This window comes from Sphingobium sp. KKT206 (genome assembly GCF_055640555.1).
The window spans coordinates 1,613,408-1,633,424 of the sequence record NZ_CM145764.1 but is presented as its reverse complement, the minus strand read 5'-3'; the positions used below and the strand labels follow the sequence as shown (position 1 = coordinate 1,633,424).

At 61.0% G+C, this 20,017-nt stretch carries 29 protein-coding genes and 2 pseudogenes; 17 read left to right on the top strand and 14 right to left on the bottom strand.

The features are described from left to right. Positions 1-66 precede the first annotated feature (66 nt). The 5 genes from ACZ2HM_RS07700 to tnpC all read left to right on the top strand — a co-directional run bounded on the left by ACZ2HM_RS07700 (position 67) and on the right by tnpC (position 3,055). Positions 67-438 (top strand): PRC-barrel domain-containing protein, encoded by a 372-nt coding sequence (locus tag ACZ2HM_RS07700; protein ID WP_470426684.1) that lies wholly within the window; start codon positions 67-69, stop codon positions 436-438. A 16-nt stretch (positions 439-454) separates the two neighbouring features. Then, positions 455-592: a hypothetical protein gene (locus tag ACZ2HM_RS07695; RefSeq protein ID WP_470426683.1), complete on the top strand. Its 138-nt coding sequence runs from the start codon at positions 455-457 to the stop codon at positions 590-592. Between the two features lie 121 nt (positions 593-713). Next, positions 714-1,097 (top strand): IS66-like element accessory protein TnpA, encoded by a 384-nt coding sequence (gene tnpA / locus ACZ2HM_RS07690; RefSeq protein WP_037472585.1) that lies wholly within the window; start codon positions 714-716, stop codon positions 1,095-1,097. Further along, positions 1,094-1,441, top strand: a complete 348-nt coding sequence (gene tnpB / locus ACZ2HM_RS07685) for an IS66 family insertion sequence element accessory protein TnpB (RefSeq protein WP_470425803.1) — start codon at positions 1,094-1,096, stop codon at positions 1,439-1,441. Before tnpA ends, tnpB begins: the two co-directional genes overlap by 4 nt. A 60-nt stretch (positions 1,442-1,501) precedes the next feature. Beyond that, on the top strand, positions 1,502-3,055 hold the full coding sequence (tnpC, locus tag ACZ2HM_RS07680) for an IS66 family transposase (protein WP_037472588.1): 1,554 nt from the start codon (positions 1,502-1,504) through the stop codon (positions 3,053-3,055). 43 nt (positions 3,056-3,098) lie between these two features. On the opposite strand, the gene ACZ2HM_RS07675 is transcribed toward tnpC, so the two are convergent. Beyond that, a complete protein-coding gene (locus tag ACZ2HM_RS07675) occupies positions 3,099-3,266 on the bottom strand; it encodes a hypothetical protein (RefSeq protein WP_156106061.1) in 168 nt (55 codons plus the stop codon). Between the two features lie 275 nt (positions 3,267-3,541). On the opposite strand from ACZ2HM_RS07675, the gene ACZ2HM_RS07670 reads away from it, so the two are divergent. The 8 genes and pseudogenes from ACZ2HM_RS07670 (at position 3,542) to ACZ2HM_RS07635 (ending at position 8,084) form a co-directional block, all read left to right on the top strand. Further along, positions 3,542-3,796 carry a hypothetical protein gene (locus ACZ2HM_RS07670; RefSeq protein WP_470426682.1) on the top strand — a complete coding sequence of 85 codons (255 nt, stop codon included), beginning with the start codon at positions 3,542-3,544 and terminating at the stop codon, positions 3,794-3,796. Between the two features lie 45 nt (positions 3,797-3,841). Beyond that, entirely contained in the window at positions 3,842-4,417 is a 576-nt protein-coding gene (locus ACZ2HM_RS07665; RefSeq protein WP_470426681.1) for a DUF4142 domain-containing protein, read from the top strand. A gap of 9 nt (positions 4,418-4,426) precedes the next feature. After that, positions 4,427-5,209, top strand: coding sequence for an SDR family NAD(P)-dependent oxidoreductase (locus tag ACZ2HM_RS07660; RefSeq protein WP_470426680.1), 783 nt, complete (start codon positions 4,427-4,429; stop codon positions 5,207-5,209). Positions 5,210-5,212: 3 nt separating this feature from the next. Continuing rightward, on the top strand, positions 5,213-5,521 hold the full coding sequence (locus ACZ2HM_RS07655) for a DUF3175 domain-containing protein (RefSeq protein WP_470426679.1): 309 nt from the start codon (positions 5,213-5,215) through the stop codon (positions 5,519-5,521). Then, the gene (locus tag ACZ2HM_RS07650; RefSeq protein ID WP_470426678.1) at positions 5,514-5,753 is read left to right on the top strand and encodes a hypothetical protein; all 240 of its coding nucleotides are present in this window, start codon (positions 5,514-5,516) and stop codon (positions 5,751-5,753) included. Before ACZ2HM_RS07655 ends, ACZ2HM_RS07650 begins: the two co-directional genes overlap by 8 nt. Before the next feature lie 28 nt (positions 5,754-5,781). Beyond that, entirely contained in the window at positions 5,782-5,964 is a 183-nt protein-coding gene (locus ACZ2HM_RS07645) for a hypothetical protein (protein WP_470426677.1), read from the top strand. Positions 5,965-6,124: 160 nt separating this feature from the next. Further along, positions 6,125-6,301 carry a hypothetical protein gene (locus ACZ2HM_RS07640; protein WP_470426676.1) on the top strand — a complete coding sequence of 59 codons (177 nt, stop codon included), beginning with the start codon at positions 6,125-6,127 and terminating at the stop codon, positions 6,299-6,301. 764 nt (positions 6,302-7,065) lie between these two features. Then, positions 7,066-8,084, top strand: a pseudogene (locus ACZ2HM_RS07635) (IS110 family RNA-guided transposase). A 485-nt stretch (positions 8,085-8,569) separates the two neighbouring features. Here the strand turns inward: ACZ2HM_RS07635 and ACZ2HM_RS07630 are convergent. Both ACZ2HM_RS07630 and ACZ2HM_RS07625 read right to left on the bottom strand, forming a co-directional pair. After that, positions 8,570-9,139 (bottom strand): MgtC/SapB family protein, encoded by a 570-nt coding sequence (locus ACZ2HM_RS07630; RefSeq protein ID WP_470426675.1) that lies wholly within the window; start codon positions 9,137-9,139, stop codon positions 8,570-8,572. 45 nt (positions 9,140-9,184) lie between these two features. Next, positions 9,185-10,392 (bottom strand): IS3 family transposase gene (locus tag ACZ2HM_RS07625; RefSeq protein WP_470426674.1). Its coding sequence is split into 2 segments (ribosomal slippage): positions 9,185-10,068 and positions 10,068-10,392, totalling 1,209 coding nucleotides; the frame shifts between segments, so codons are not numbered across the junction. A 947-nt stretch (positions 10,393-11,339) separates the two neighbouring features. Between ACZ2HM_RS07625 and ACZ2HM_RS07620 the strand changes: the two genes are divergently transcribed. From ACZ2HM_RS07620 to ACZ2HM_RS07610, 3 genes are read left to right on the top strand one after another with little or no spacing between them, the layout of a single operon-like run. After that, on the top strand, positions 11,340-11,501 hold the full coding sequence (locus ACZ2HM_RS07620) for a hypothetical protein (protein WP_470426673.1): 162 nt from the start codon (positions 11,340-11,342) through the stop codon (positions 11,499-11,501). Next, entirely contained in the window at positions 11,494-12,291 is a 798-nt protein-coding gene (locus tag ACZ2HM_RS07615) for a Crp/Fnr family transcriptional regulator (protein ID WP_470426672.1), read from the top strand. The genes ACZ2HM_RS07620 and ACZ2HM_RS07615 overlap by 8 nt, the downstream gene beginning before the upstream one ends. A 13-nt stretch (positions 12,292-12,304) precedes the next feature. Continuing rightward, positions 12,305-12,499 carry a hypothetical protein gene (locus ACZ2HM_RS07610; RefSeq protein WP_470426671.1) on the top strand — a complete coding sequence of 65 codons (195 nt, stop codon included), beginning with the start codon at positions 12,305-12,307 and terminating at the stop codon, positions 12,497-12,499. Between the two features lie 51 nt (positions 12,500-12,550). Here the strand turns inward: ACZ2HM_RS07610 and ACZ2HM_RS07605 are convergent, their stop codons facing one another. From ACZ2HM_RS07605 to ACZ2HM_RS07590, 4 genes and pseudogenes are all read right to left on the bottom strand, one after another. Then, on the bottom strand, positions 12,551-13,090 hold the full coding sequence (locus tag ACZ2HM_RS07605; protein ID WP_470426670.1) for an SDR family NAD(P)-dependent oxidoreductase: 540 nt from the start codon (positions 13,088-13,090) through the stop codon (positions 12,551-12,553). Positions 13,091-13,182: 92 nt separating this feature from the next. Continuing rightward, entirely contained in the window at positions 13,183-13,674 is a 492-nt protein-coding gene (locus ACZ2HM_RS07600) for a hypothetical protein (RefSeq protein ID WP_470426897.1), read from the bottom strand. A gap of 19 nt (positions 13,675-13,693) precedes the next feature. Further along, a pseudogene (locus ACZ2HM_RS07595) lies at positions 13,694-13,744 on the bottom strand (hypothetical protein); the annotation flags it as partial. Further along, positions 13,741-13,956 (bottom strand): hypothetical protein, encoded by a 216-nt coding sequence (locus ACZ2HM_RS07590; RefSeq protein ID WP_470426669.1) that lies wholly within the window; start codon positions 13,954-13,956, stop codon positions 13,741-13,743. The gene ACZ2HM_RS07590 and the pseudogene ACZ2HM_RS07595, both read right to left, overlap by 4 nt. A 488-nt stretch (positions 13,957-14,444) precedes the next feature. Between ACZ2HM_RS07590 and ACZ2HM_RS07585 the strand changes: the two genes are divergently transcribed. Beyond that, entirely contained in the window at positions 14,445-14,816 is a 372-nt protein-coding gene (locus ACZ2HM_RS07585; RefSeq protein ID WP_470426668.1) for a PRC-barrel domain-containing protein, read from the top strand. 165 nt (positions 14,817-14,981) lie between these two features. Here ACZ2HM_RS07585 and ACZ2HM_RS07580 read toward each other — a convergent pair whose 3' ends face one another. The 7 genes from ACZ2HM_RS07580 to ACZ2HM_RS07550 all read right to left on the bottom strand — a co-directional run bounded on the left by ACZ2HM_RS07580 (position 14,982) and on the right by ACZ2HM_RS07550 (position 19,901). Next, complete coding sequence (locus ACZ2HM_RS07580; RefSeq protein WP_470426667.1) at positions 14,982-15,227, bottom strand: hypothetical protein; 246 nt, start codon at positions 15,225-15,227, stop codon at positions 14,982-14,984. A 311-nt stretch (positions 15,228-15,538) separates the two neighbouring features. Next, positions 15,539-15,970, bottom strand: a complete 432-nt coding sequence (locus tag ACZ2HM_RS07575) for an NUDIX hydrolase (RefSeq protein ID WP_470426666.1) — start codon at positions 15,968-15,970, stop codon at positions 15,539-15,541. Positions 15,971-16,310: 340 nt separating this feature from the next. Continuing rightward, a complete protein-coding gene (locus ACZ2HM_RS07570; protein ID WP_470426665.1) occupies positions 16,311-18,305 on the bottom strand; it encodes a protein-L-isoaspartate(D-aspartate) O-methyltransferase in 1,995 nt (664 codons plus the stop codon). Continuing rightward, entirely contained in the window at positions 18,298-18,822 is a 525-nt protein-coding gene (locus ACZ2HM_RS07565) for a hypothetical protein (protein WP_470426664.1), read from the bottom strand. The genes ACZ2HM_RS07570 and ACZ2HM_RS07565 overlap by 8 nt, the downstream gene beginning before the upstream one ends. 3 nt (positions 18,823-18,825) lie before the next feature. Then, entirely contained in the window at positions 18,826-19,242 is a 417-nt protein-coding gene (locus tag ACZ2HM_RS07560) for a hypothetical protein (RefSeq protein ID WP_470426663.1), read from the bottom strand. Continuing rightward, entirely contained in the window at positions 19,212-19,502 is a 291-nt protein-coding gene (locus ACZ2HM_RS07555; protein ID WP_470426814.1) for a four-helix bundle copper-binding protein, read from the bottom strand. Before ACZ2HM_RS07555 ends, ACZ2HM_RS07560 begins: the two co-directional genes overlap by 31 nt. Before the next feature lie 102 nt (positions 19,503-19,604). After that, the gene (locus ACZ2HM_RS07550) at positions 19,605-19,901 is read right to left on the bottom strand and encodes a plasmid stabilization protein (protein WP_470426662.1); all 297 of its coding nucleotides are present in this window, start codon (positions 19,899-19,901) and stop codon (positions 19,605-19,607) included. Between the last annotated feature and the right edge of the window lie 116 nt (positions 19,902-20,017).

Sequence of the window (20,017 nt, the reverse complement as noted above, 5' to 3'; positions counted from 1 at the left end):
GTTGTCCGTCACCTATCTGCTGCCAGATTCGAGAGGCGGGGGAGACTCATTATATGGAGGCTCCAAATGACGGATTTGGATCGCGACGTATCGACAGATGAAACCGAACGCCTGATTGCTTCGAACAAAGTCGAGGGGACTGCGGTTTATAACCGTGCCGGCGAGAAGCTCGGCAATATCTACAATTTCATGGTCGACAAGCGGTCTGGCCAAGCCGAATATGCCGTTCTTCAGTTCGGCGGCATCCTGGGCCTCGGATCGGACTATTATCCGATTCCATGGCAAGTGCTGACCTATGATATCGATCAAGGCGGCTATGTCGTCAATATCGACAAGGACCAGCTCGAAGGGGCGCCACGCTACGGCAGCGAGGAGCCTCGTTATGACCGCGCCTATGGCGAGCAAGTCTACGGCTATTATGGCGTGCCCTACGTCTGAACGACGAGGAACTGACATGGCGGTCTGCGACCAGTGCGGCAACGATTACGACAAGGCATTCACGATAGAACTGGGCGGCAAGAGGTCCACGTTCGACAGTTTTGAGTGCGCGATCGAGGCGTTGGCGCCGCGCTGCGCAGTAAGCGGGGCCTGAGGGCCGCCTTGCGTAATGCCCATTCGCCGGGATGATTGCCGCTCTTTGAGCGAGGTGGCGGGTGTCGGACGAGATCGAGGATTCAGCAAGCGAACGGGCGATTAATCATACGAGTAATCGTATGAGTAGTCGGATCGAGGTCGTTAGCCGGGTGTCGGGCCGTCGGCGCTGGACGGTGGAACAGAAGCTGGCCGTATTACGGGATGCATTCGGCCCCGACGGTTGCGTGCGGACAGCCTGTGAGCGCCACGACGTCGGCAGCGGCTCGATCTACACATGGCGGCAACAGGCGATGTCAGGCGAGTTGACCGGGGTGTGCAAGCCGATCGAGCCTGTATTTGCGCAGGTGCAGATCAGCGAGCAGCCGGCCTTGCCCGCCCCAACGGTTGCGGCGCGCAGCAACGGCGTGATCGGGATCGAGCTGCCGTCGGGCATCAAAGTGAGTGTGGACGCCACGGTCGATGCCGAGGCCCTGTCGCGGGTGATCGGCGCGCTGACACGATGATCCCGCTGCCGCCATCGACGCGGATCTTCCTGGCCTGCGGTGCGACCGACATGCGTAAGGGTTTCGACGGCCTGGCGGTGATGACGCAGCAGATCCTGGAGCAGAGCCCACATTCCGGTGCGCTGTTCGCCTTCCAGGGGAAGCGCGGCGATTTGGTGAAGCTGCTCTGGTATGACGGCCAGGGCATGTGCCTGTTTTCCAAGCGGATGGACCGGGGGCGCTTCGTGTGGCCGTCGACCAAGACGGGGTCGGTGATCATGACCGCGGCCCAGCTTTCGATGCTATTGGAAGGCATCGACTGGCGGCGACCTGAACGCACTTTCACCCCTTCATTGGCGGGGTAAAACGCCCATTTTCTGGCACTTCTATTAGCATTGCCACCACCAATCTGCTATATAATCGCGGTGTCGGACGCAGGCCTTTTCACTCCTGATAAAGATGCTCGGATCGCCGAGCTCGAAGCCGCATTGGCCGCCGCCCATGCCGATATTTCCGCCCGCGACATCCTGATTGATACGCTGCGCGTGCAGATTGCACGCCTCAAGCGGATGCAGTTCGGCAAGTCGTCCGAGAAGCTCGATACCCAGATTGCCCAGCTTGAGCTGGCCCTTGAAGAACTCGAAGGCGAGGCCATCGTTGCCGCCGTGCGTCGAGGCGATCCGGTAGCCGTCATTCGGCCATCACCGGTTCGGGCGCTGCCCGCCCATCTGCCGCGCGAGGAACAGCGGATCGAGCCCGATCAGGGTAACTGCACCTGTCCCGACTGCGGCGGCGCGCTGCGGCCGCTGGGGCAGGATAGCGACGAGATGCTCGATGCCGTGCCCGTGCAGTGGCGCGTCATTCGGACCATCCGCCCCAAGTATAGCTGCCGGTCCTGCGAGAAGATCGTGCAGGCGCCCGCGCCGGTAAAGGCGATAGCGCGGGGCAAGGCGACCTTCGGCACCCTGGCCCATGTCGTCGTCTCCAAGTTCGACCATCATCTGCCACTTTACCGCCAAGCCGAGATCATGGCCGCGCAGGGCATCGAGATCGACCGCTCGACGCTGGCAGGCTGGGTCGGCCAAGCATCCGTGCTGCTCGATCCAATCATCAATCGTATCCGCGAGGTCGGCCTGACCGCCTCAAAGATCCACACCGACGATACGCCGGTGCCTATGCTCGATCCAGGACGTGGCAAGACAGCGACTGGCAGGCTCTGGGCCTACGCCGTCGATGATCGCGCCTCTGGTGCGACCTCGCCGCCACTGGTCTGGTATGAGTTCACCACCGACCGCACCGGCGCGCATCCCCGACGCCAGCTGGCCAGTTTCACCGGCTATCTGCAGGCCGATGGCTATGCTGGCTATGACAAGCTCTACAACACCAACCGCGTCACCGAAGTCGCCTGCTGGGCACATTTCCGGCGCAAGATATTCGACATTCATGCGACCAAGCCGACGCCGCTCACCACTGATCTGCTGGAACGTATCGGTCAGCTCTATGAGATCGAAGCAGAGGTTCGCGGCCATCAGCCCGATATCCGACGACGAAGCCGGCAGGACCGCACCAAGCCATTGATCGACGATCTCCGCCAGGCGCTCGACGATGCCCTGCGCCGTCTTGCGCCCAAGTCGGAGATGGCCAAGGCGATCGCTTATGGCCGCAAGCGCTGGATCGCGCTGACGCGCTTCCTCGACGATGGCCGACTGGAGATTGACAATAACATAGCCGAGCGCGCCATGCGCTGCGTGGCCCTTGGCCGCAAAAACTGGTTGTTCGCAGGCTCAAAAGCAGGCGGTGATCGGGCCGCCGCCATCTACTCCATCATCGAGACTGCAAAGCTCAATGGCCTCGAACCGCAGGCCTATATCGCCGATGTCATGGGCAGGATCGCTGGCAACTGGCCCGCAGCCAAATGGGATGAACTCATGCCATGGAACTGGCGCTTGACCGACCAAGACGTTGCTCAAGCTGCCTAGTGGAGATGCCAAAGCTAGATTCTTACGCCACTCCGGCCAAGGATCATGTCGGTGACCGCAAACTGAATGCTATAGCTGCAATTTCTCTGGCACGATCCAGCATTCCAGGAGGCAATTCGCGGGTTCCATCATCATTCAGCGGGAGATCATCGATCTGGTCAAAAATCGCCCCGGCCTCGATGACCAATACCTTCAACTCGTCATTAGTCACTCATGTTCTCCCTAATCCAACCGCATAATAGCGAAAGGAATAGAAACGATCGAGCGACATCGTAAATTTTTCAAACTCAGACACTCTCTGCCAAAATGACAGAATGTGGCCTACAAACCGCACTTACCCTGAACCGCGGTCCGCAGGCCACGCTTACGCTGCGCACATTGTCAGTGTCGGATCATTGGGCACGGGGTGGAGGAAGGCGAGGCGATCTATTGCTGTGCGCACTGCGCCGGGCACGAAGGCGGCACCGAACTCCGGGATCGCGCCTGATGGAGAGCGACGCCGACATATGGGATGAGGTCGGTACGCTGACGCTGACTCATGAAGAGCGAGGCGGCCTCAGCCTTCCCCCGCGCTACCAACCTGATGACAGATCGGGACCGCTGCGCGAGATTCTGGGCGCGTTCCTCACAGCAGCGCCAAAGGTCCAAGCGCGCTTCAGCCTGGTAATGGAGAATGGGCAGGCATTTAGCGCACACGACATTGCTGAGTTGATGTTGCGGCCGGACTGTCCCGTCCCCTGAACCTCGCGGTCTGAATTTCAAAAATGGCTCCTACAGGAGGATTGCATGAAGAAACTGCTATGGCTTGCGCTTCCCCCGCTGCTTCTTGCCGGCTGCAATAGAACCACGGAGCCGACGGACGGGACCGATCAGGTCTCCAGCGGCGCAACGAACGCCACGCCATCACAGAACGATGTCGCACCGGCCGTTCCGGCAACCGACACGCCCGGCTATCTCGCCAAGGCCGGCGCCGGCGATCTCTTTGAAATCGAGTCTTCCGAAGCGATTATCGCCAAGACCAAGAACGCGGAGATCCGATCTTTTGCCCAGATGATGATAAAGCATCACAAGGAGTCCACAGCGAAGGTAGAGACGGCCGCCAAGCAGGCCGGCATTTCCGTCGCAGCACCTGCCCTGGAGCCGCATCAGCAGCAGAGCCTCGATGAAATCAAGAGGGCGTCCGGCGCCGATTCGGATCGGGTCTATCTCGATGCTCAAGTCACGGCGCACGACCAGGCACTGGCTCTCCATCAAGCCTATGCGGCGAACGGCGACACGCCACAACTCAAGACCGCAGCCGGAGAGATCGCAACGGTCGTCCAACGTCATATCGAGGCGCTTGCGCGCCTGAGAACCCCATGAGGAAAACGGATGGCTGATAAATTCGCGATCATTACCGGCGCATCCACCGGGATCGGCTTCGAACTTGCCCATGTCGTGGCACAGGAGGGCTATGACCTCCTTGTCGTCGCAAACGAACCGCAGATCGACGACGCCGCGCAGGATTTCAGGCGCCACGGCGTCGATGTCCGTTCGATGGAAGCCGACCTCTCGACGCTGGAAGGTGTTGACCAGCTGCTTGCTGCGGCCAATGGCCGAACAGTCGATGTCCTGTGCGCCAATGCCGGCGTGGGCACCGGCGGTGCGTTCCTCGAGCAAAATACGGCGACCTGGCGCCACTCAGTCGACACGAACATCACCGGCACCGTCCATCTGCTCCAGAAGGTGCTGAGCGACATGGTTGCTCGCGATGCCGGCAAGGTTCTCGTGACCGGATCGATCGCCGGGTACATTCCGGGCAGCTTCAACGCCGTCTACAACGCGACCAAGGCCTTCATCGACAATTTCACCGAGGCGCTGCGCAACGAGATCAAAGATGTCGGCGGCGTCACGCTCACCACGCTGATGCCCGGCGCAACCGATACCGAGTTTTTCGCGCGGGCCGGCATGCTCGATACCAAGGTCGGGCAGGAAGAGAAGGCCGATCCGGCGAAGGTCGCGCGCGACGGGTGGAAAGCCCTGCTTGCAGGCAAGGGTCATATCGTCTCGGGCCTCTCCAACAAGCTGCAAGTCGCAGGGGCTGGAGTAGTCCCGCAGTCGGTCCTTGCCGAACAGCACCGCAGGATGGCGCAGCCCAGCGCCGGAAAGGACTGAGCCATGGCCCAGAAGAAGTGGTCGCAAGACGTGACCGAACATTCCGATGCGCTCGATCTGGAAGATGGCGTTTTCAAGCAGGACGATCCCGCCAAAATCGCGGCATCGCTCAAGCGTTCGGCCGAGCACAGTAAACGGCGCAAGGGCACGCCGCTGCAATCGGCGATGGGCATGCTCAACTTCTATATCAATCGCGCCGGCGACAATCTCGACAAAGGCCAACGTGAGATACTGGAAAAGGCCAAGGACGAACTGCGCGAGGCGTTCGGCAAGGAACCGGATGCAGCCCATCGGGATAAGTCCCATGAGTGACAGCCGCAAGGTCCGCGATGTCCCGACCGAAAACACAAGCAATCCCAATATCTCGACAGAGAACCAGCCCGAAGGCGCCGCGCGGCGCCCCAGCGACACCCTCGATCGCGAACCGAAGCGCGATCCTCTGAGCGGCGGCAGCATTCCCGACGACTACAACCCGGAGACGATGACTCGCGACGGCGAGGAGGATGACACAAAGGCAGGGCGTGAAGGCGCTGGCCGGCGCTGACGCGGGCCAATCATTAGTGGAGTTTGATATGAAACGAAAGTCGAAAGACCGAAACAATCAGGACGAAATGCCACGCGGGCCGCTGGGCGATGCCCGGCCAGACGCAGCGGAAGGCGATAACCGGACCGGGGGCGGGCAGCCCCAGGAAAAGGTGGAGGATCGGCCATCGGTTAGCACGGTCAAGCCGGAGGATTATCCGTCGCAGCAGTGAGGGAATGCTGGAGCGCCTGCCTTGTCTTCACAAAGAAGGCGGTCTGGTTAGCGCCCAGCCGTTCAGGGTCGGCGACAACCTGCACCCAAACTAATTTACCTTAGCGCGGTTCATCCGCTTATCCGTGAGGCTGTACCGAACCGAAAAAAAGGAGGTTGTGATGGCGGACGACGATCTTGTTTACCTGCTGCGTCGGTCGGCAGAAGAACGGGCCAAAGCCCGCAACGCGACAGACGATAGCGTAATGGCTGCACATCGCGAGATGGCAGATGCTTACGATGCAAAAACGAAACCTGCACGGGTTCCCCGCCCTAAGCTTACACTACACTCAATTTGACTAGCCCAAGAAAGGTTGGTTGGCTGCGGTGCTTTACGCCGCCCAACAAGGAGAGATGCCGTGATAATGAGAACATGGATTGGTGCGGCTATGCTGATTACAGCAGTAATTGCTGCACCCGTATCGGCGCAAATGGCCCCCGGATCGACGCAGACAACGCCGGCGCAACCGGGTTCGCAGCAAACCCCGCCTATGCAACCCGACCCGACGCAGCAACCGCCAGACTCCGTTCCGCCCGCGCCGGCGCAGCCGAGCCCAAGGCAGCCGGATCCCATGTCGAAAATGTCCCCTTCCGATCAACGGAAACTACAGGCATGTCAGGCCATGACGCGCGACGCGATGATGAAGGACAAGCGCTGCACGGAAATGCTGAGGATGCATCCAGAGATGGTGCCGGGCGACCCCAGCGTTGACTGAAGTCGTCGGAGGCCGACGCGCACCCGACGCTTTTCAGATTCAGCCTGTCAGTATACCGGAGCTTACATATTGCGGCTGGGAATGGGATCGGACGAGAGGGCGGCACCACAAGGTGTCGCCCTGGCGCTCAATTGGGCGGTATGTGATCGGTGGTGTCCAAAGCTCTACCACGGATCAAGCGGTTGATACGGTCAATCAGGGCATCGGCTGTGAAAGGCTTGCAGATCAGCTCGACGTTGTCAAAACCCGCTCCCTTTTCGACAACTTGACGTGATTGGGTGGACGGCCCCTGCACTAGCGTAGCTGTGCAATGATGTGGTCGTTGAGCCACGTCTAGGAGTCGATCCATGCCGCAGGATGTCGTGATCGTCGGTGTCGATCTGGCGAAGAACGTGTTTCAGGTCCACGCGATCGGCGCCGATGGCAAGGTGTTGGTGCGCCGGCAGCTCCGGCGCGGTGAGGTGCTCAAGTTCTTCTCATCATTGCCGCCGTGCCTGGTTGGGATGGAGGCCTGCGCGTCCGCGCACCATTGGCGACGAGAGCTTCTGGCGCTGGGCCATGATGTCCGGTTGATGCCGCCAGCCTATGTAAAGCCATAAGTGAAGCGCGGGAAGACCGACGCCGCAGATGCCGAGGCGATTTGCGAGGCGGTGACCCGGCCAACGATGAGATTCGTAGCGGTCAAGAGCGTCGATCAGCAGGCTGTGCTGATGCTCCACAAGACCCGCGACCTGCTCGTGCGACAGCGAACCGCATTGATCAACGCGTTGCGGGCGCACCTCGCGGAGTGCAGCATCGTCAGTGGCAAGGGGCCCGGAGGCGTCGCCGTGCTGATGAAGCTCCTTCACGAGGCACAGGTAAAGCTGCCGTCACATGCACGGTCGGCGCTGCATACTATCGGTGCTCAACTGCGATCGCTTGCTAGCGAGATCGATCGGCTCGAGGCACAGATCCTCGCCTGGCACCGCGCCGATGAAACCAGCCGCCGGCTCGCGACCATCCCCGGCATTGGTCCGATTACCGCATCGGCGATTGCAGCGGCTGTGCCCGACGCATCGCTGTTCCGCTCGGGGCGGCAGTTCGCTGCAGGGCTTGGGCTCACACCGAGGCCCATAGCTCTGGTGGCAAGGAGCGGCTTGGCGGCATCAGCAAGCAGGGCGACGGCTACCTCCGCAAGTTGCTGGTCGTCGGCGCGACCGCGGTGATGCGGATGGCGCTCAAGGATGCCGCCCGCCAACCCCGGGTTGCACAGCTGCTCGAGCGCAAGCCGGTGAAGATCGCGACCGTCGGGCTCGCCAACAAGACAGCGCGCATCGCCTGGGCGGTGATGGCGCACAAGGAGGTCTACGCGGCCGCGGCTGCGTGACCGCTGTCCTCTTCGCCCGCTGAAGCGAGGGGCGGGATGGGTTTAAGGGCAGCTGAGTGATGATGACAAACCGGTCAGACCGGGGATCGAACAAGCCCAGGGGAGCAGAGCGCTTCGAGCGCGATGACGTGATTAGGGACCCGATCCGCGGACTTCATCAGGGCCAGCAGCCAGGCGGTGCTGCGCGAACAGGCCGAACACATGGATGCACCCGACCGGTGCTCATCGCCACACGAAAGCTCTTGCACCGCAGGGGCCGTCCACACATGGATTTCCTGCGCTGGAAGTCGCCCGCATGCCCTTGCCTTACAACCGCAACCTTGCCGCCGGGGTGGTGCTGCCGGGCGACTGATGGCCAAAATCGGCTGAGCCAGCTACGGATAGATTTGAGATTTCCACCCGCCAAGAATCGTTGTGACGACGACCGCCGTTCTCAGGAGCAGCCTCGCGAAGTCTGTCTGACGGTGGCCTGTTCTCATCGATCATCAGTCGCTTTGTTTTTCGCCGGACGACCTGCGTCGGTTCGGCATATGCATATCAACACCATCCTTGTTTTCCTTTCGATGGGGTTTGGGCATGTACCGCTCCACAAGCAGGACTGCCGACAGGAGGAGGAGCGCCAGCACAGTACCCGCCAGCACCAGCACATATTGGCCGGCACCGGCCGTAATTCCTACCGCTGCGGCCATCCACAAGCTAGCCGCCGTGGTCATGTTCTGGACATCGCCGCCCCGCACGAAAATAAGGCCGCCTGCTATGAAGCCGATCGCCTGCGCCAGACCCTGAACAACCCGAACCGGATCCCCTTCGCCGTGCGCTTCGACCATTTCCAAAGCGGACAATGTCAGCATGGCTGAGCTAAGCGAGACGAGCCCATGCGTCCTCAAACCCGCATCATGGCCCTGTCGTTCCCTTTCGAACCCCAAGGCCAGCCCCAAGATGGTAGCCAAACCTAATCGCGCCAATGTTGTGGATAGGTCGTTCTCGAGCATTTTGAAAATACCTTGCACAAGGATGAACGCTTGTTGCTCCGATGAGGTGCGTGAAAGGCTCAAACACCCCCTTGAGAATTGATCTGGCCCCTGTTTCGCCGGACGGACTTAAGCGGTTGCTGAACCCATTGCGCGATGCTCGCGCGGCGAACGCATTTTAAGCCCTGAGTGCGGGTGGTTGTCGTTGTAGTCTTCGATCCATCCGGCGAGTGATGTCAACGCGTTGGGCGCATCGGGCAGCGGCGAGACGCGGACGTAATCGCGTTTGAGAGTGTGCACGAAAGCCTCCGAGATGCCGTTGGATTGCGGGCTGCGGACAGGCGTGAAGCAGGGTTTCAGACCCAGCTGCCGGGCAAAGGTCCGGGTTTCGCGGGCGGTATAGGCTGAACCGTTATCCGACAGCATCTCGACCGGCGTTGTCGCTCGCATGCCGCCGAAGCGGGCCTCCACGGCCTCCAGCATGATGTCGCGCACGTGCGAGCCGCTGATGCCGGCGTTGGCGACGGCGGCAAAGGCGATGATCTCGCGGTCGTGCGCGTCGATGATGAAGGCGCCGCGCACGACCTCGCCGTTCCAGCAGGTGAACTCGAAGCCGTCCGAGCACCAGCGCAGGTTCGAGCGGATCGCCACGACCACGCCGTCATGCCCGTAGTCGGGCCGCTCGGTGTAGCGCCGCGCCAGCAGCAGGCGGTCCGCCGCCATGATGCGGTAAACCCGTTTGTGGTTGACCGGCGCCAGCCCTTCGGCGCGGAGCTGTCGATTGAGGACCGCCGCGATGCGGCGGTAGCCGTATGTGGGCCGCTGCGCGGCGATCTGGCGGATACGGGGCAGCAGACCGGTGTCGCCCGCCTTGGCGTAAGACCTGCGCGTCCTGGTGCTGCCGGTCAGGCGGTCGTACACCGTCGAGCGTCCGACGCCCAGTGTGCTGGCAACCAGGCTCACCGGATAGTCTCCGGCAGCGACGAGTGCATGAGCAAGGTCGCTTTTTTTGGGCGCGAGCGCTCCAACGCCTCCTTGAGGATCTCGACCTCCAGCGTCTTGCGGCCGAGCTGGCGCTCCAGTTCTCGGATGCGATTGTCCATCTCGCGGACTTGGCGGTTGCTGGTCACGTCATCGTCGCCGGCGACCGCGACGCTCCCGCCTTCCAGCATCAGTCGGCGCCAGCGATACAGCAGATTGGGCGCAACGCCGTTGCGCCTGGCGACGACCGAAATGCTCTCGCGGCCATCGAGCGTCTCCTCGACGATCCTCAGCTTCTCGACAGCACCCCAGTGACGGCGGCGACCGCCATCGGTGATGATCTCTGACACGGACATAAGCCTATGCTCAGGGGATAGCCCTAAGCCTCCTTCTTAGGCTTAGATCCGTCCGGTCAAAACGGGGGCCAGCTCAAGAATTCAGACCAAGCAGAACGGTGCTGCGCTTTGCTTAGCATCAGGATCTTCGTTCAAACCGACCGGTTAGCTCAGTCCGGCGAAAGTTGAGACCTTATACGTCGATCGTGTAAACGGCTTACCGCCGTCGGTGGTCGCCTGAGCAAACGAGTTTTCCGGAGCGCTGAACCGGCGATCGAGGGGATTGGCGATATGCCAACAGTGCACCCAACCTTGCCGGATTCGCAGGAATTGCGCTCAAGATGATCGGCGGCTGCGCGGGAGCCGCTCAAACCGTGGACTACTTGGCAGAGGTTTGTCCGGATGACTGCATACGCTCGCAGGCGCCCATTACCTGATCCAGCAAACTGCGGGCGCGCTCGGCACCGAACAGCGAACAGACTTGGCCGGCGTTACCTCGTTCATGGCGGCGGCTCATGTTCCTTGGGATGGAACGCGGTTGGCGGCGTCGTCACCGAGGCGGCGCGGAAATCGAATCCCAGCTACTTCATGCTTGCGACTGAGACCAAATGGTTCCACCGCCCGCGCAGCGGCGCTAGTTTAACGAAGTGCGGAGCAGTCACGCCGTGATGATGTCGCACCCCGAGGAGGTTGCCACCTTATAGAAAACGCGGACCAGTCCCGGCGCTGGGCCAAGGCACGGCACGTCGGGGAGGGCCTACGGGAGCTTCGAAAACTGTCCGAACAGGGCCCGCGGGCGGTTGATCAGTTGCGAACATCGCGTGCTACCGCTGATGCAATGGAATCTGGCTGGCTAATGGTCCGCGTGGAACCATTTCTGCTAATCTAGGTTACCTGATCATCCAGCTAGCTCCCAAGGCATCGGAGGGTGCTGCCGTTGCCTGGGCGTGGCATATCGGAGAGCGATCATGTCCGTGGACGACCTGAACGACCGCAGCCGGGCCAATGTTGAACTAAAGCAAGCGCCCCAGGCGAACATCTTGAATGTAGTGGCGTATTGCCGACTTGCCGAGGCCCAACTTGAGCGCATCGAAGCAGCCGGGATGGCGGAGGCGATGGAAGATGCATGAGGGGCTGCAATCGCTCGAGATGTCAGGAAAGCGGCGACCGGCTCGCGTGACGCTTGGCGGCACACGACTCGCGGCGTCGCCTTTCCTTTCGCTGGAGGAGCAGCAGGCGTTGGACAACGCCGCCACGGCCCCACGATTGGTTCGCGCCGGCACCGACCTTATACGCGAGGGAGAGACATCCGAGAATCTTTATCTCGTGGTAGAGGGGTGGGCGTGTCGATATCTGACCACGCGCGACGGATTGCGGCAGATTTCGGCACTGCTCGTTCCCGGTGATGCCGCCAATATCGACATTCTTGCGTTTGAGCGATCCGGATATGGGATCCGCGCTCTGACCGAAACGAAGGTGCTGGCAATTCCCCGCGACCGGTCCTTGGCGCTTGCGGCCAAGCATGCCGGGATCGCAAGAATGTTCCTGTCCTTGACGCTCTTTGAAAATGCTCTTCTCAATCAATGGGCGCTCTGCCTCGGCCGCCTTTCGGCTCGGCAGCGGCTCGCGCATCTCCTATGCGAGCTGAGCGCCCGCCTGGATGGCGAGGAAGAGAACGAAAGCAGCTTCGGGCTTTATGTCACGCAGGAACAGCTCGGCGATACGCTCGGACTCACCTCGGTCCACGTCAACCGTACCATGCAGCAGCTTCGCACCGAGGGGCTGATCGTTACCGCCCATCGTGTGATCAACATTCCCGATATTGCCCGATTACGTAACGCTGGTGAGTTCGATCCAGGCTACCTCCATATTCAACCTTACGGGAGCGATCGGCAGAGTTTATCGGAAGTGCCGCTTTGATGGAGAAATGTCCATGACCGACGATAATTTGGCCTATTACCAACGGCGCGCGCAAGAAGAAGCAGAGGCCGCGGCCTCGGCGACGTCATCAGAAGCCGCGTCGGCTCATCGGTTGCTGGCAACCCAGTATGAGGCAGAGGCACGCGAGTTAGCGTCGCGATCCGGATCCGCGTTCGTGAAGCAGAGTCATACCGTCGAGGAAACGTAGCGGTCGAGGATATCAAAGCAGCGATTATCATTACGAACTATTATCGAACGACTATTCAGTCTTGATCGCGCCCTTGGTCGTCGCGTAGGCCAGAAGCTGCGGCTTCGGCATGTCTGCATTGACTGAGGCGGTGTTGATGATCGTGCCGCCGGCCGCCAGATGCCTTGTGGCGTTTTTGACGAGATAGAACATTGCATAGATGTCGTGGCGAAGGTTATACTGCCATTCCTCGTCGCTGATCTCCTCGATCTGCTCGAAGTTCGCCTGGTGGGCGGCATTGTTAACGAGGATATCAACGCCACCTAGCTCACTGACGGCTAGCTCGACGATCGCCCGGCAATGTGCAGGCTCGGAAATGTCGCCGGCCATGAGAATGCATTTTTGTCCCTCGGCTTCGATGAGCTCGGCGACGCATTGGGCGTCCTCCTCTTCATTGGGATAGCTGATCAGGAGATCGGCGCCGTCGCGCGCATAGGCGATCGCAACCGCGCGGCCAATGCCGCTATCGCCGCCGGTTATGATTGCACGCTTGCCCGCAAGCTTGCCTGAACCTTTGTAACTTTTCTCGCCATGATCCGGCTCGGGGTCCATCCGCGCCGTCTTGCCCGGAATGGGCTGCGGCTGATCCGGGAAAGGCGGTTCGGAAAGTTAGGCATGGTCGTCCTCATCCGGTCCTTGAGATCTTAAAGGCTTTTCCCGGAGTAGCCATGCGCCGATACTGGCTGGGGCAATGACGGCGGCAGTGGCAGCCACGCTGGCGCCAATCTTCCGGGCGGCGGGCGAGCGCATGCCGCCATCGATTCCGCCAGGATCGGCGGGCGGAGCGAAGAGAAGAGATTGCCGTCGCTGACCGGCACATTCTCGGCCGTCTCAAAATAGCGTTTGAGACCGACATCCATCGCGCGGGCATTGAGGTTGGGCGCGAGGAAATGGCTCATCCGGACCGCCGCAGTCGAGGCGCCGACCATGGTCGTAGCCTGCGGATGGTCAGCGAGACGGTACACGGCCTCTGCAACGCGGCGCGGATCGACCAAGGGCGGCGGAGCGGCGATCTTCTTGCCCGCATAGTTCGCGCCATGGCTGAGGCCAGGCGTATCGACGAAGGAGGGATAGACATCGCAGATGTGGATGGGGATAGTCGGCCAGCTCGGCGCGCAGCGCTTCGGCAAAGCCACGCAAACCAAACTTGCTGGCACTGTAGGCGACTGCATAAGGCGCGGCGGCAAACCCGCCGAGCGAGATCATGTTGACGAAGGTGCCGCGGCCTGGGTACCACGGCACGCATCGTTGATGTGACCCATCAGATTGGAATCGACGATCCGGGAATGCGCCTCGATCGGCGTTTCTTGGAACAGTCCTACAGCCGCGACACCGACATTGCTGAACCAGAGATCGATCTGCCCAAGCTCGGCCAATGTTTGGACTTGCGCAGAGTCGGTAACATCGGTCTGCACCACCCACCGGCCTCACGGCATTGGTGTGCGACCAATTCGAGGGCAGTGGTTCCGCGCGCTGCGAGCAAAAGGGAGCGCCGCCCGCTGCGAAGCGAAGGGCGGTAGCTTGCCCGATCCCGCTCGATGCGCCTGTAATCACGATGTGGTTCGACGGCATGGGTCACTGCCCAGGTTTTTTTGTGAGACTGTCGTTGCACGACGGCCGTGATGGCCGCCGATCATGGACGGACAACTCCCAACTAGAACCGCAACCTCGACATGCGGTTCCCATATTAAATCAGCCAGCGGTTCCGGGATGTGTTGTACGCCCACGGAAAGGGCGCATTTGGAGCGATGCGGTTCATGTTGCTGCCGCTTCCGTCATTCCCCGGCCGATCCGATTTTGTGCCCGCTCTGACGATCGCTTCGCGTTCGGGGCGAGATCGGCGGGACAGCTTCGACGTTGGCGACGTTGTACCCGAACGCTTCACTTTATTTCTAAGGAACATGCCATGGCTGATACCCAGGTTGCCACCGACGAAACCAATCGATTGATCGCGTCCAACAAAGTCGAAGGTACAACGGTCTACAATCGCGAAGGCGAGAAACTCGGTTCGATCTACAATTTCATGGTCGATAAGCGCTCAGGTCAAGCCGAATATGCCGTGTTGCAGTTTGGGGGCTTGTTCGGTCTTGCGAGCGACTATTATCCGCTGCCTTGGAACGTGCTCACCTACGAGACCGATCAGGGCGGCTATGTCGTTGATCTCGACAAGACCGTGCTGGAAAAAGCGCCGCGTTACGCGAGTGACAATGAGCCGACTTTCGACCGCGACTATGGCCGAGAGGTCTACGGCTACTACGGCGTCAATTATCCCTACTGACTAGCCAGGCGGCCGGGTGAGAACCCGGCCGCCACATCCTCGCCATGCTTTCGTCGAGCGCACAATCGCCAAGGCCTTTCCGGTGGAAAGCTGGGCACCAGGGCAAGTTAGGGCAGGAGCTAATCGGCTGCGCCTAACTTTCTAGCAGTGTTAGGCTCCGTTCTATCACTCACGGGTCTGAAGGCGGGTGGGCATGTCGCCGCCCTCTGGCTTGTCGCGACCGTCGACGCTTGTCGGTAGCGGATCGCCGCCTTCCGCCGCCTTCCGCTCATCCCGTTGCCCGACCTTGCGGGCCATGTCGCCACCGGCTGATCCTTGCTGCGATGGGGTAGACTGTGCATCGGCATTACGGATCGCCTCGTCGGAAGCGTTCGCGCGGGGGTTGGTCTGTGGGATTGCATCATTGGCCATGGTCTGTCTCCTATTGTAAGTGAAAACCGATGAAGCGGGGCAGCCGTTCCCGGCTATGCGGGCGCTTGTCGCAGTAAAGGGAGCGGCCATCCCTTTCCGGCGATCTAGGCACAGACTTTCGATCCAGGGGATAGCGCCATTTCTGGAGGCCTTATTCTGGCTGCTGCCGTCAAAGCGATCCTGCCCACGGTCCAGTTCTGCGGCAGGGGCGAACTGGCAGGTGTGCCAGTGGCCTGGATTGATAGGCATATTAGCCGACCCGCTGCTTTGATCCGGGATCGCAAAACGGCGCGGCAAAGAGGGTCTTGGGGCTATTGCGGAGGGAGACCGAAGGACCGCAATATCCGTGCAAGACCCGGCTCATCGACCAGATCGGCGGCATCTTGAGGTTCGCACCACCGCCGTTTCCGCTCTCCAGCCTCTGGCCAGTTGCCCAGGACGGTTTCAACGGTAAGAGGAAAGACCGTAACACAGCACGGCACAGTAGAACCTTTTCCTAGGCGTTTCTCATATCGATAGGCACCGATCGGACATTTTTCTATCGTGCCGATGACACCGGCTTCTTCAAAAGCCTCAACGGCCGCCGCGCGATGGGGCTTACGATTCTTTTTCGGCCACTCCTTGGGGATAATCCATCGCCCGCGTCTGCGCGATGTGACGAGCAGCACCTGCCACTCGTCATTTGCTTGCACCTGGTAGGGTAAAGCGGCGTATTGGTTTCTAATGTTCATCTTGGCGAACATCTCCCAACTACATCGACGTTTGGCCGGAGAGCCGATGCGGGCCGAGCGAAACTACTGGCATTCACCTTTTGATAGCTCAGTCAGGTTGCCGCAAAGAGCAGGACCGCGATGCTCAGAATCAAAGCGGCTAATCGAATTAAGAGGGCTTCGACTCTATCGAAATCGAGGCAGGCCGCCCGCCGCCCTTATTGTCCGGCGCAACGATCCGGATGTGCTAGCCATGAATTCCCATTCTCATCAGGACGCCTTCTCCTGGGTTTCCGTACGCTCTGCCCTGAGTCCTGCGGACAGCTGAATGTTGCGCGCTGTGAACCGGCACCGATCGAACCGATCGGCACAGCTACTCGCCGAACGGATAGGTTTCGGGCACGCCGCGATGATGTTCAGGGCCGAGTGGCGTGACTGCCTGCGTCTCGTCGAACCAGACGAAGGCGTCAAATTGTTCGGGCAGGACGGCTTGGCTATAATGGCTCCAAAGCTCGGTGTCGGGTCGATAGATAACGCCGATGAACCGCTCGAGCCGGGCTTCGTCCAGCCGCCGGCGCAGCGCCTCGTGCTTGCCGGGCGAAAGATCGAGCAAGAACCGGGCCTTGCCGCTGTCATGGAACTGTCGCTCATAGCTATCCGGACGGGAGGGGTTGACCCGCTTCACTTCCATGTCACCATCCCAATCCGTTGCCGCCGCCACGGTGCCGGTGTGGGTCCCGAGGCCGATCAGCGCCGCGTCGTGGCCGAACGTCTCTCGACAAAGCTGACCGATATTGAGCTCATCGCGCGAGATGCCCATATCCGTGAAGCGCGCGTCGCCAATATGGCTGTTGTGAGCCCACACGATTGCCTTTGCCTTGGGGCCTTTCGCTTCCAGCAAATTCTGCAGAGTCTCGAACATATGCGTATCACGCAGATTCCAGCTCTCCGCGCCGCCATAATACATGATCCGGTAATAGCGCTCGGCGGAGGCGATCAGACGCGCGTTCTGGGCTGCATCCAGAAAGGCGTCACCATCGTCTTTTACATAGTCGAGGCGCTTGCGCAGCAGGTCGCGGCATTGATCGATGACCGCCTTTTCGCACTGGGCATAGCCGCGCGATAGCGCAGCTCGACCATAAGTTGCCGGATCACTCTGCCACGGCGTCAGACAGCCATAGCGCTCGCGGGCGACCTTGGCGGCCTCGGGATCGATCCGGTCGAGGTAGTCGAGCACCGCCCCGATCGAGCCCGACATGTTGTAGATGTCGAGGCCATAGAACCCGGCGCGTGCTTCCATTTCATCGATCGCTCCATTGTGATCATGCAGCCAATCGATCAACGTCTGGATGTCGGTGTTGCGCCACATCCAGGTTGGGAAGCGCTGGAACGGCTTTTCGGCCCCGGCGCGATACGGGTGATGACGCACAAAGCGATCGATAGTCGCCGCGTCTGGCCAATCTGCTTCCACCGCGACGATCGTGAAGCCGTGATGGGCGATGAGATGGCGGGTGATTGCCGCACGCGCCTGATAAAATTCGCTCGTGCCGTGGCTGGCTTCGCCCAGCAACACAACCCGGCGATCCGCGAAGCGGTCGAACAGCTTTCCAAAGCCCGGATCGTCGAACGTCGGCAAATCCTCGCCGGCGTCGGCGATCATATCGGGGAGCGACTGGCTGCGCGAGGCGCCGGGCACATGATTGCTCGCGGAGCGCCTGCCATCCTCCTTCCAGCCATGTTCGCCGACAAGTGGAACGAACATGACGGCTCCGAGATTCTCCTCTTCGAAGCGAGCCTCGCTGACGCGCGTCACCTTGCATAGCTTTTGGCTGCCCGGATCTCCGACCGGGATAAGGAGATGACCGCCAATGGCGAGCTGCTCTTTAAGCGCACGCGGCACGTCGGGGCCGCCGGCTGCCACCAGAATCGCATCGAAGGGAGCTTCGTCTTCAAGGCCGTGTGTGCCATCGCCGATGCGAACGTCAATATTGTCATAGCCGAGCGCGGCGACGCGCCTGCGGGCAAGCTTAGCCAGGGCCGTGTGGCGCTCGATCGCGAATACCTTGCCCGCGACCTGGCCCAGCACGGCCGCAGCATAGCCCGAGCCAGCGCCGACCTCGAGCACTCGGTCGCCGGACTGGATCTCAGCCGCTTCGATCATGGCTGCGACGATGTACGGCTGCGAGATTGTCTGCTCTTCCTCGATCGGAAGCGCGGAATCCTCGTAGGCGAACTCTTCCAACCCCTCGTGGACGAACCGCTCGCGCGGCACGCGGCGCATGGCTTCAAGCACGCGCTTATCGCGGATGCCGCGCCGCGCAAGATGGGTATCGACCATCCTGTCTCGGAGTTTCGCGTAATCAGCCATCGGCGCCTCCTGCTGGCTTTCCGACGAGCAGCCTGCCTGCTTGGGGATTGCTGACCGGCACGCCAAGCGCCGCAAGCTTGGAAATCGTGCTCTCCGCGTTCTGATGGTGGACGAAGATGCCGCCCGCGCCTTCCCAGAGATGGGCGTGCTTGAGCTGGTCGTCGACGAGGACGTCGCCCTGCTGTGCGTGATTGCGCTTATCGACGGCCAGCACTGTCAGGATACGGGTGTCGGGAAAGTGCTCGGCCGCCCATCGCACCTTTTGCGGTGCTGCCCATTTGCCGCGGGGCAAGCCCGTCAGGATGACAGGGGCGAGATGCCGGACCGCCTCGAACAGCCGCATCGCATCGGGCATCAGCGGAAGTGTACCATAGAAATCCGGATGCCGTGCGAGCTCGCGCCAGAACGCGCCGATGCCACGACGCTTCTCGAAGACGCGCGGGGGCATACCAAGCAGGTCGGCCGCGGCGCGGTCAAAATCGGCAAGCACGCCGTCGCAGTCTAGATAGAGTTGCATGAGCTAGAACCGGGCAGGCCTGATCCGGATCGGGACCGGATCGTCGAGCGGACGCCACCCACGCGCGGCGATGACATCGTTGCTCTCCACGGGTTTTCGGCCACGCTCACGGTCGAGCGACCAAGTGATGTGATAGGTGCTGCCGTCAGGCCGGTCGGTGGAGCCGCCGATCGCCACCACCATTGCTTGCAGGCCCTCGCCATCATTGATGCCGCCAACGATCTCGGCCTGTTCGGTATCAGGCAGCGCGTCGTTATCGCTGGCCTCGGCATTGAGCGTGATGTGGTCGGCAATCACGTCCGGCCACTCGGGCGGAAACCGCTCAAGCAGGGCCTCGCGTTCGTCGCTATCGAGCTTCCATCCGGTGACGGGCATCGTGTGGATGGCCGTCACTGAACGGTCGGGATCGCCGATCGGCAATCCCGAGCGCATTCGCGGCACATCTCGGCGCATAGCTTGCAATGCTCATGCTCATGCTGGGAGCATTCCTCAGCGCAGAGATCACAAATCCGTGCGCAGGTCTCGAGCATGATGCGTAGCGCGTCGATGTTCCGGCCAGTGCGGCGAACGGCAAGCCGCCCGGTCGCCGAACAGACATCCGCGCAGTCGAGGCATGAACGGATGCATTGCCGCATGTCCATGGGCTCAGCCACGCAGGCGTCGGCGCAGGACGTACACATCTCGGCGCAGAACATAGCGTGGCGCGCCGCTGTCGCGAGCGTCTCGTTGAAGTCAGTGCCGACATCGGGATGAAGGGCGATCATCTTGTGGATAGACATGGCTTACCCCGTCCCTTGGCGGCGACGAGTTTCCCAGCCCTTCTTGGCAGCGGCCGAGCGCTTCTCGGCGCTCTGGCTAGAGCCGCCTATATGTCCGCCCTTGCGCGAACTTTCGTGACTTTCCTTTTTGCCGCGGCCCGAGCCCGATTTCTTGCCACCCCCGGATTCCTTGTTCACCGTAGCCCAGGCGCGGCTTTCAGCTTCATCCTTCGAGACGCCCCGCTTCTCATAGCCTTCCTCGATATGCTCAGCTTTGCGCTTTTGCTTGTCGGTATAGCTCGACTTATCTCCGCGGGGCATGTTCTTCTCCTTGTGCAGCCGCCCAATTCCCCAACGCATAGATCAGTGAATAGTGTCATGGCGAAGTGCCTTCGGAAACCAAGGCACGCGGCCTGGACTTTCGAGGAAGCTCGTCA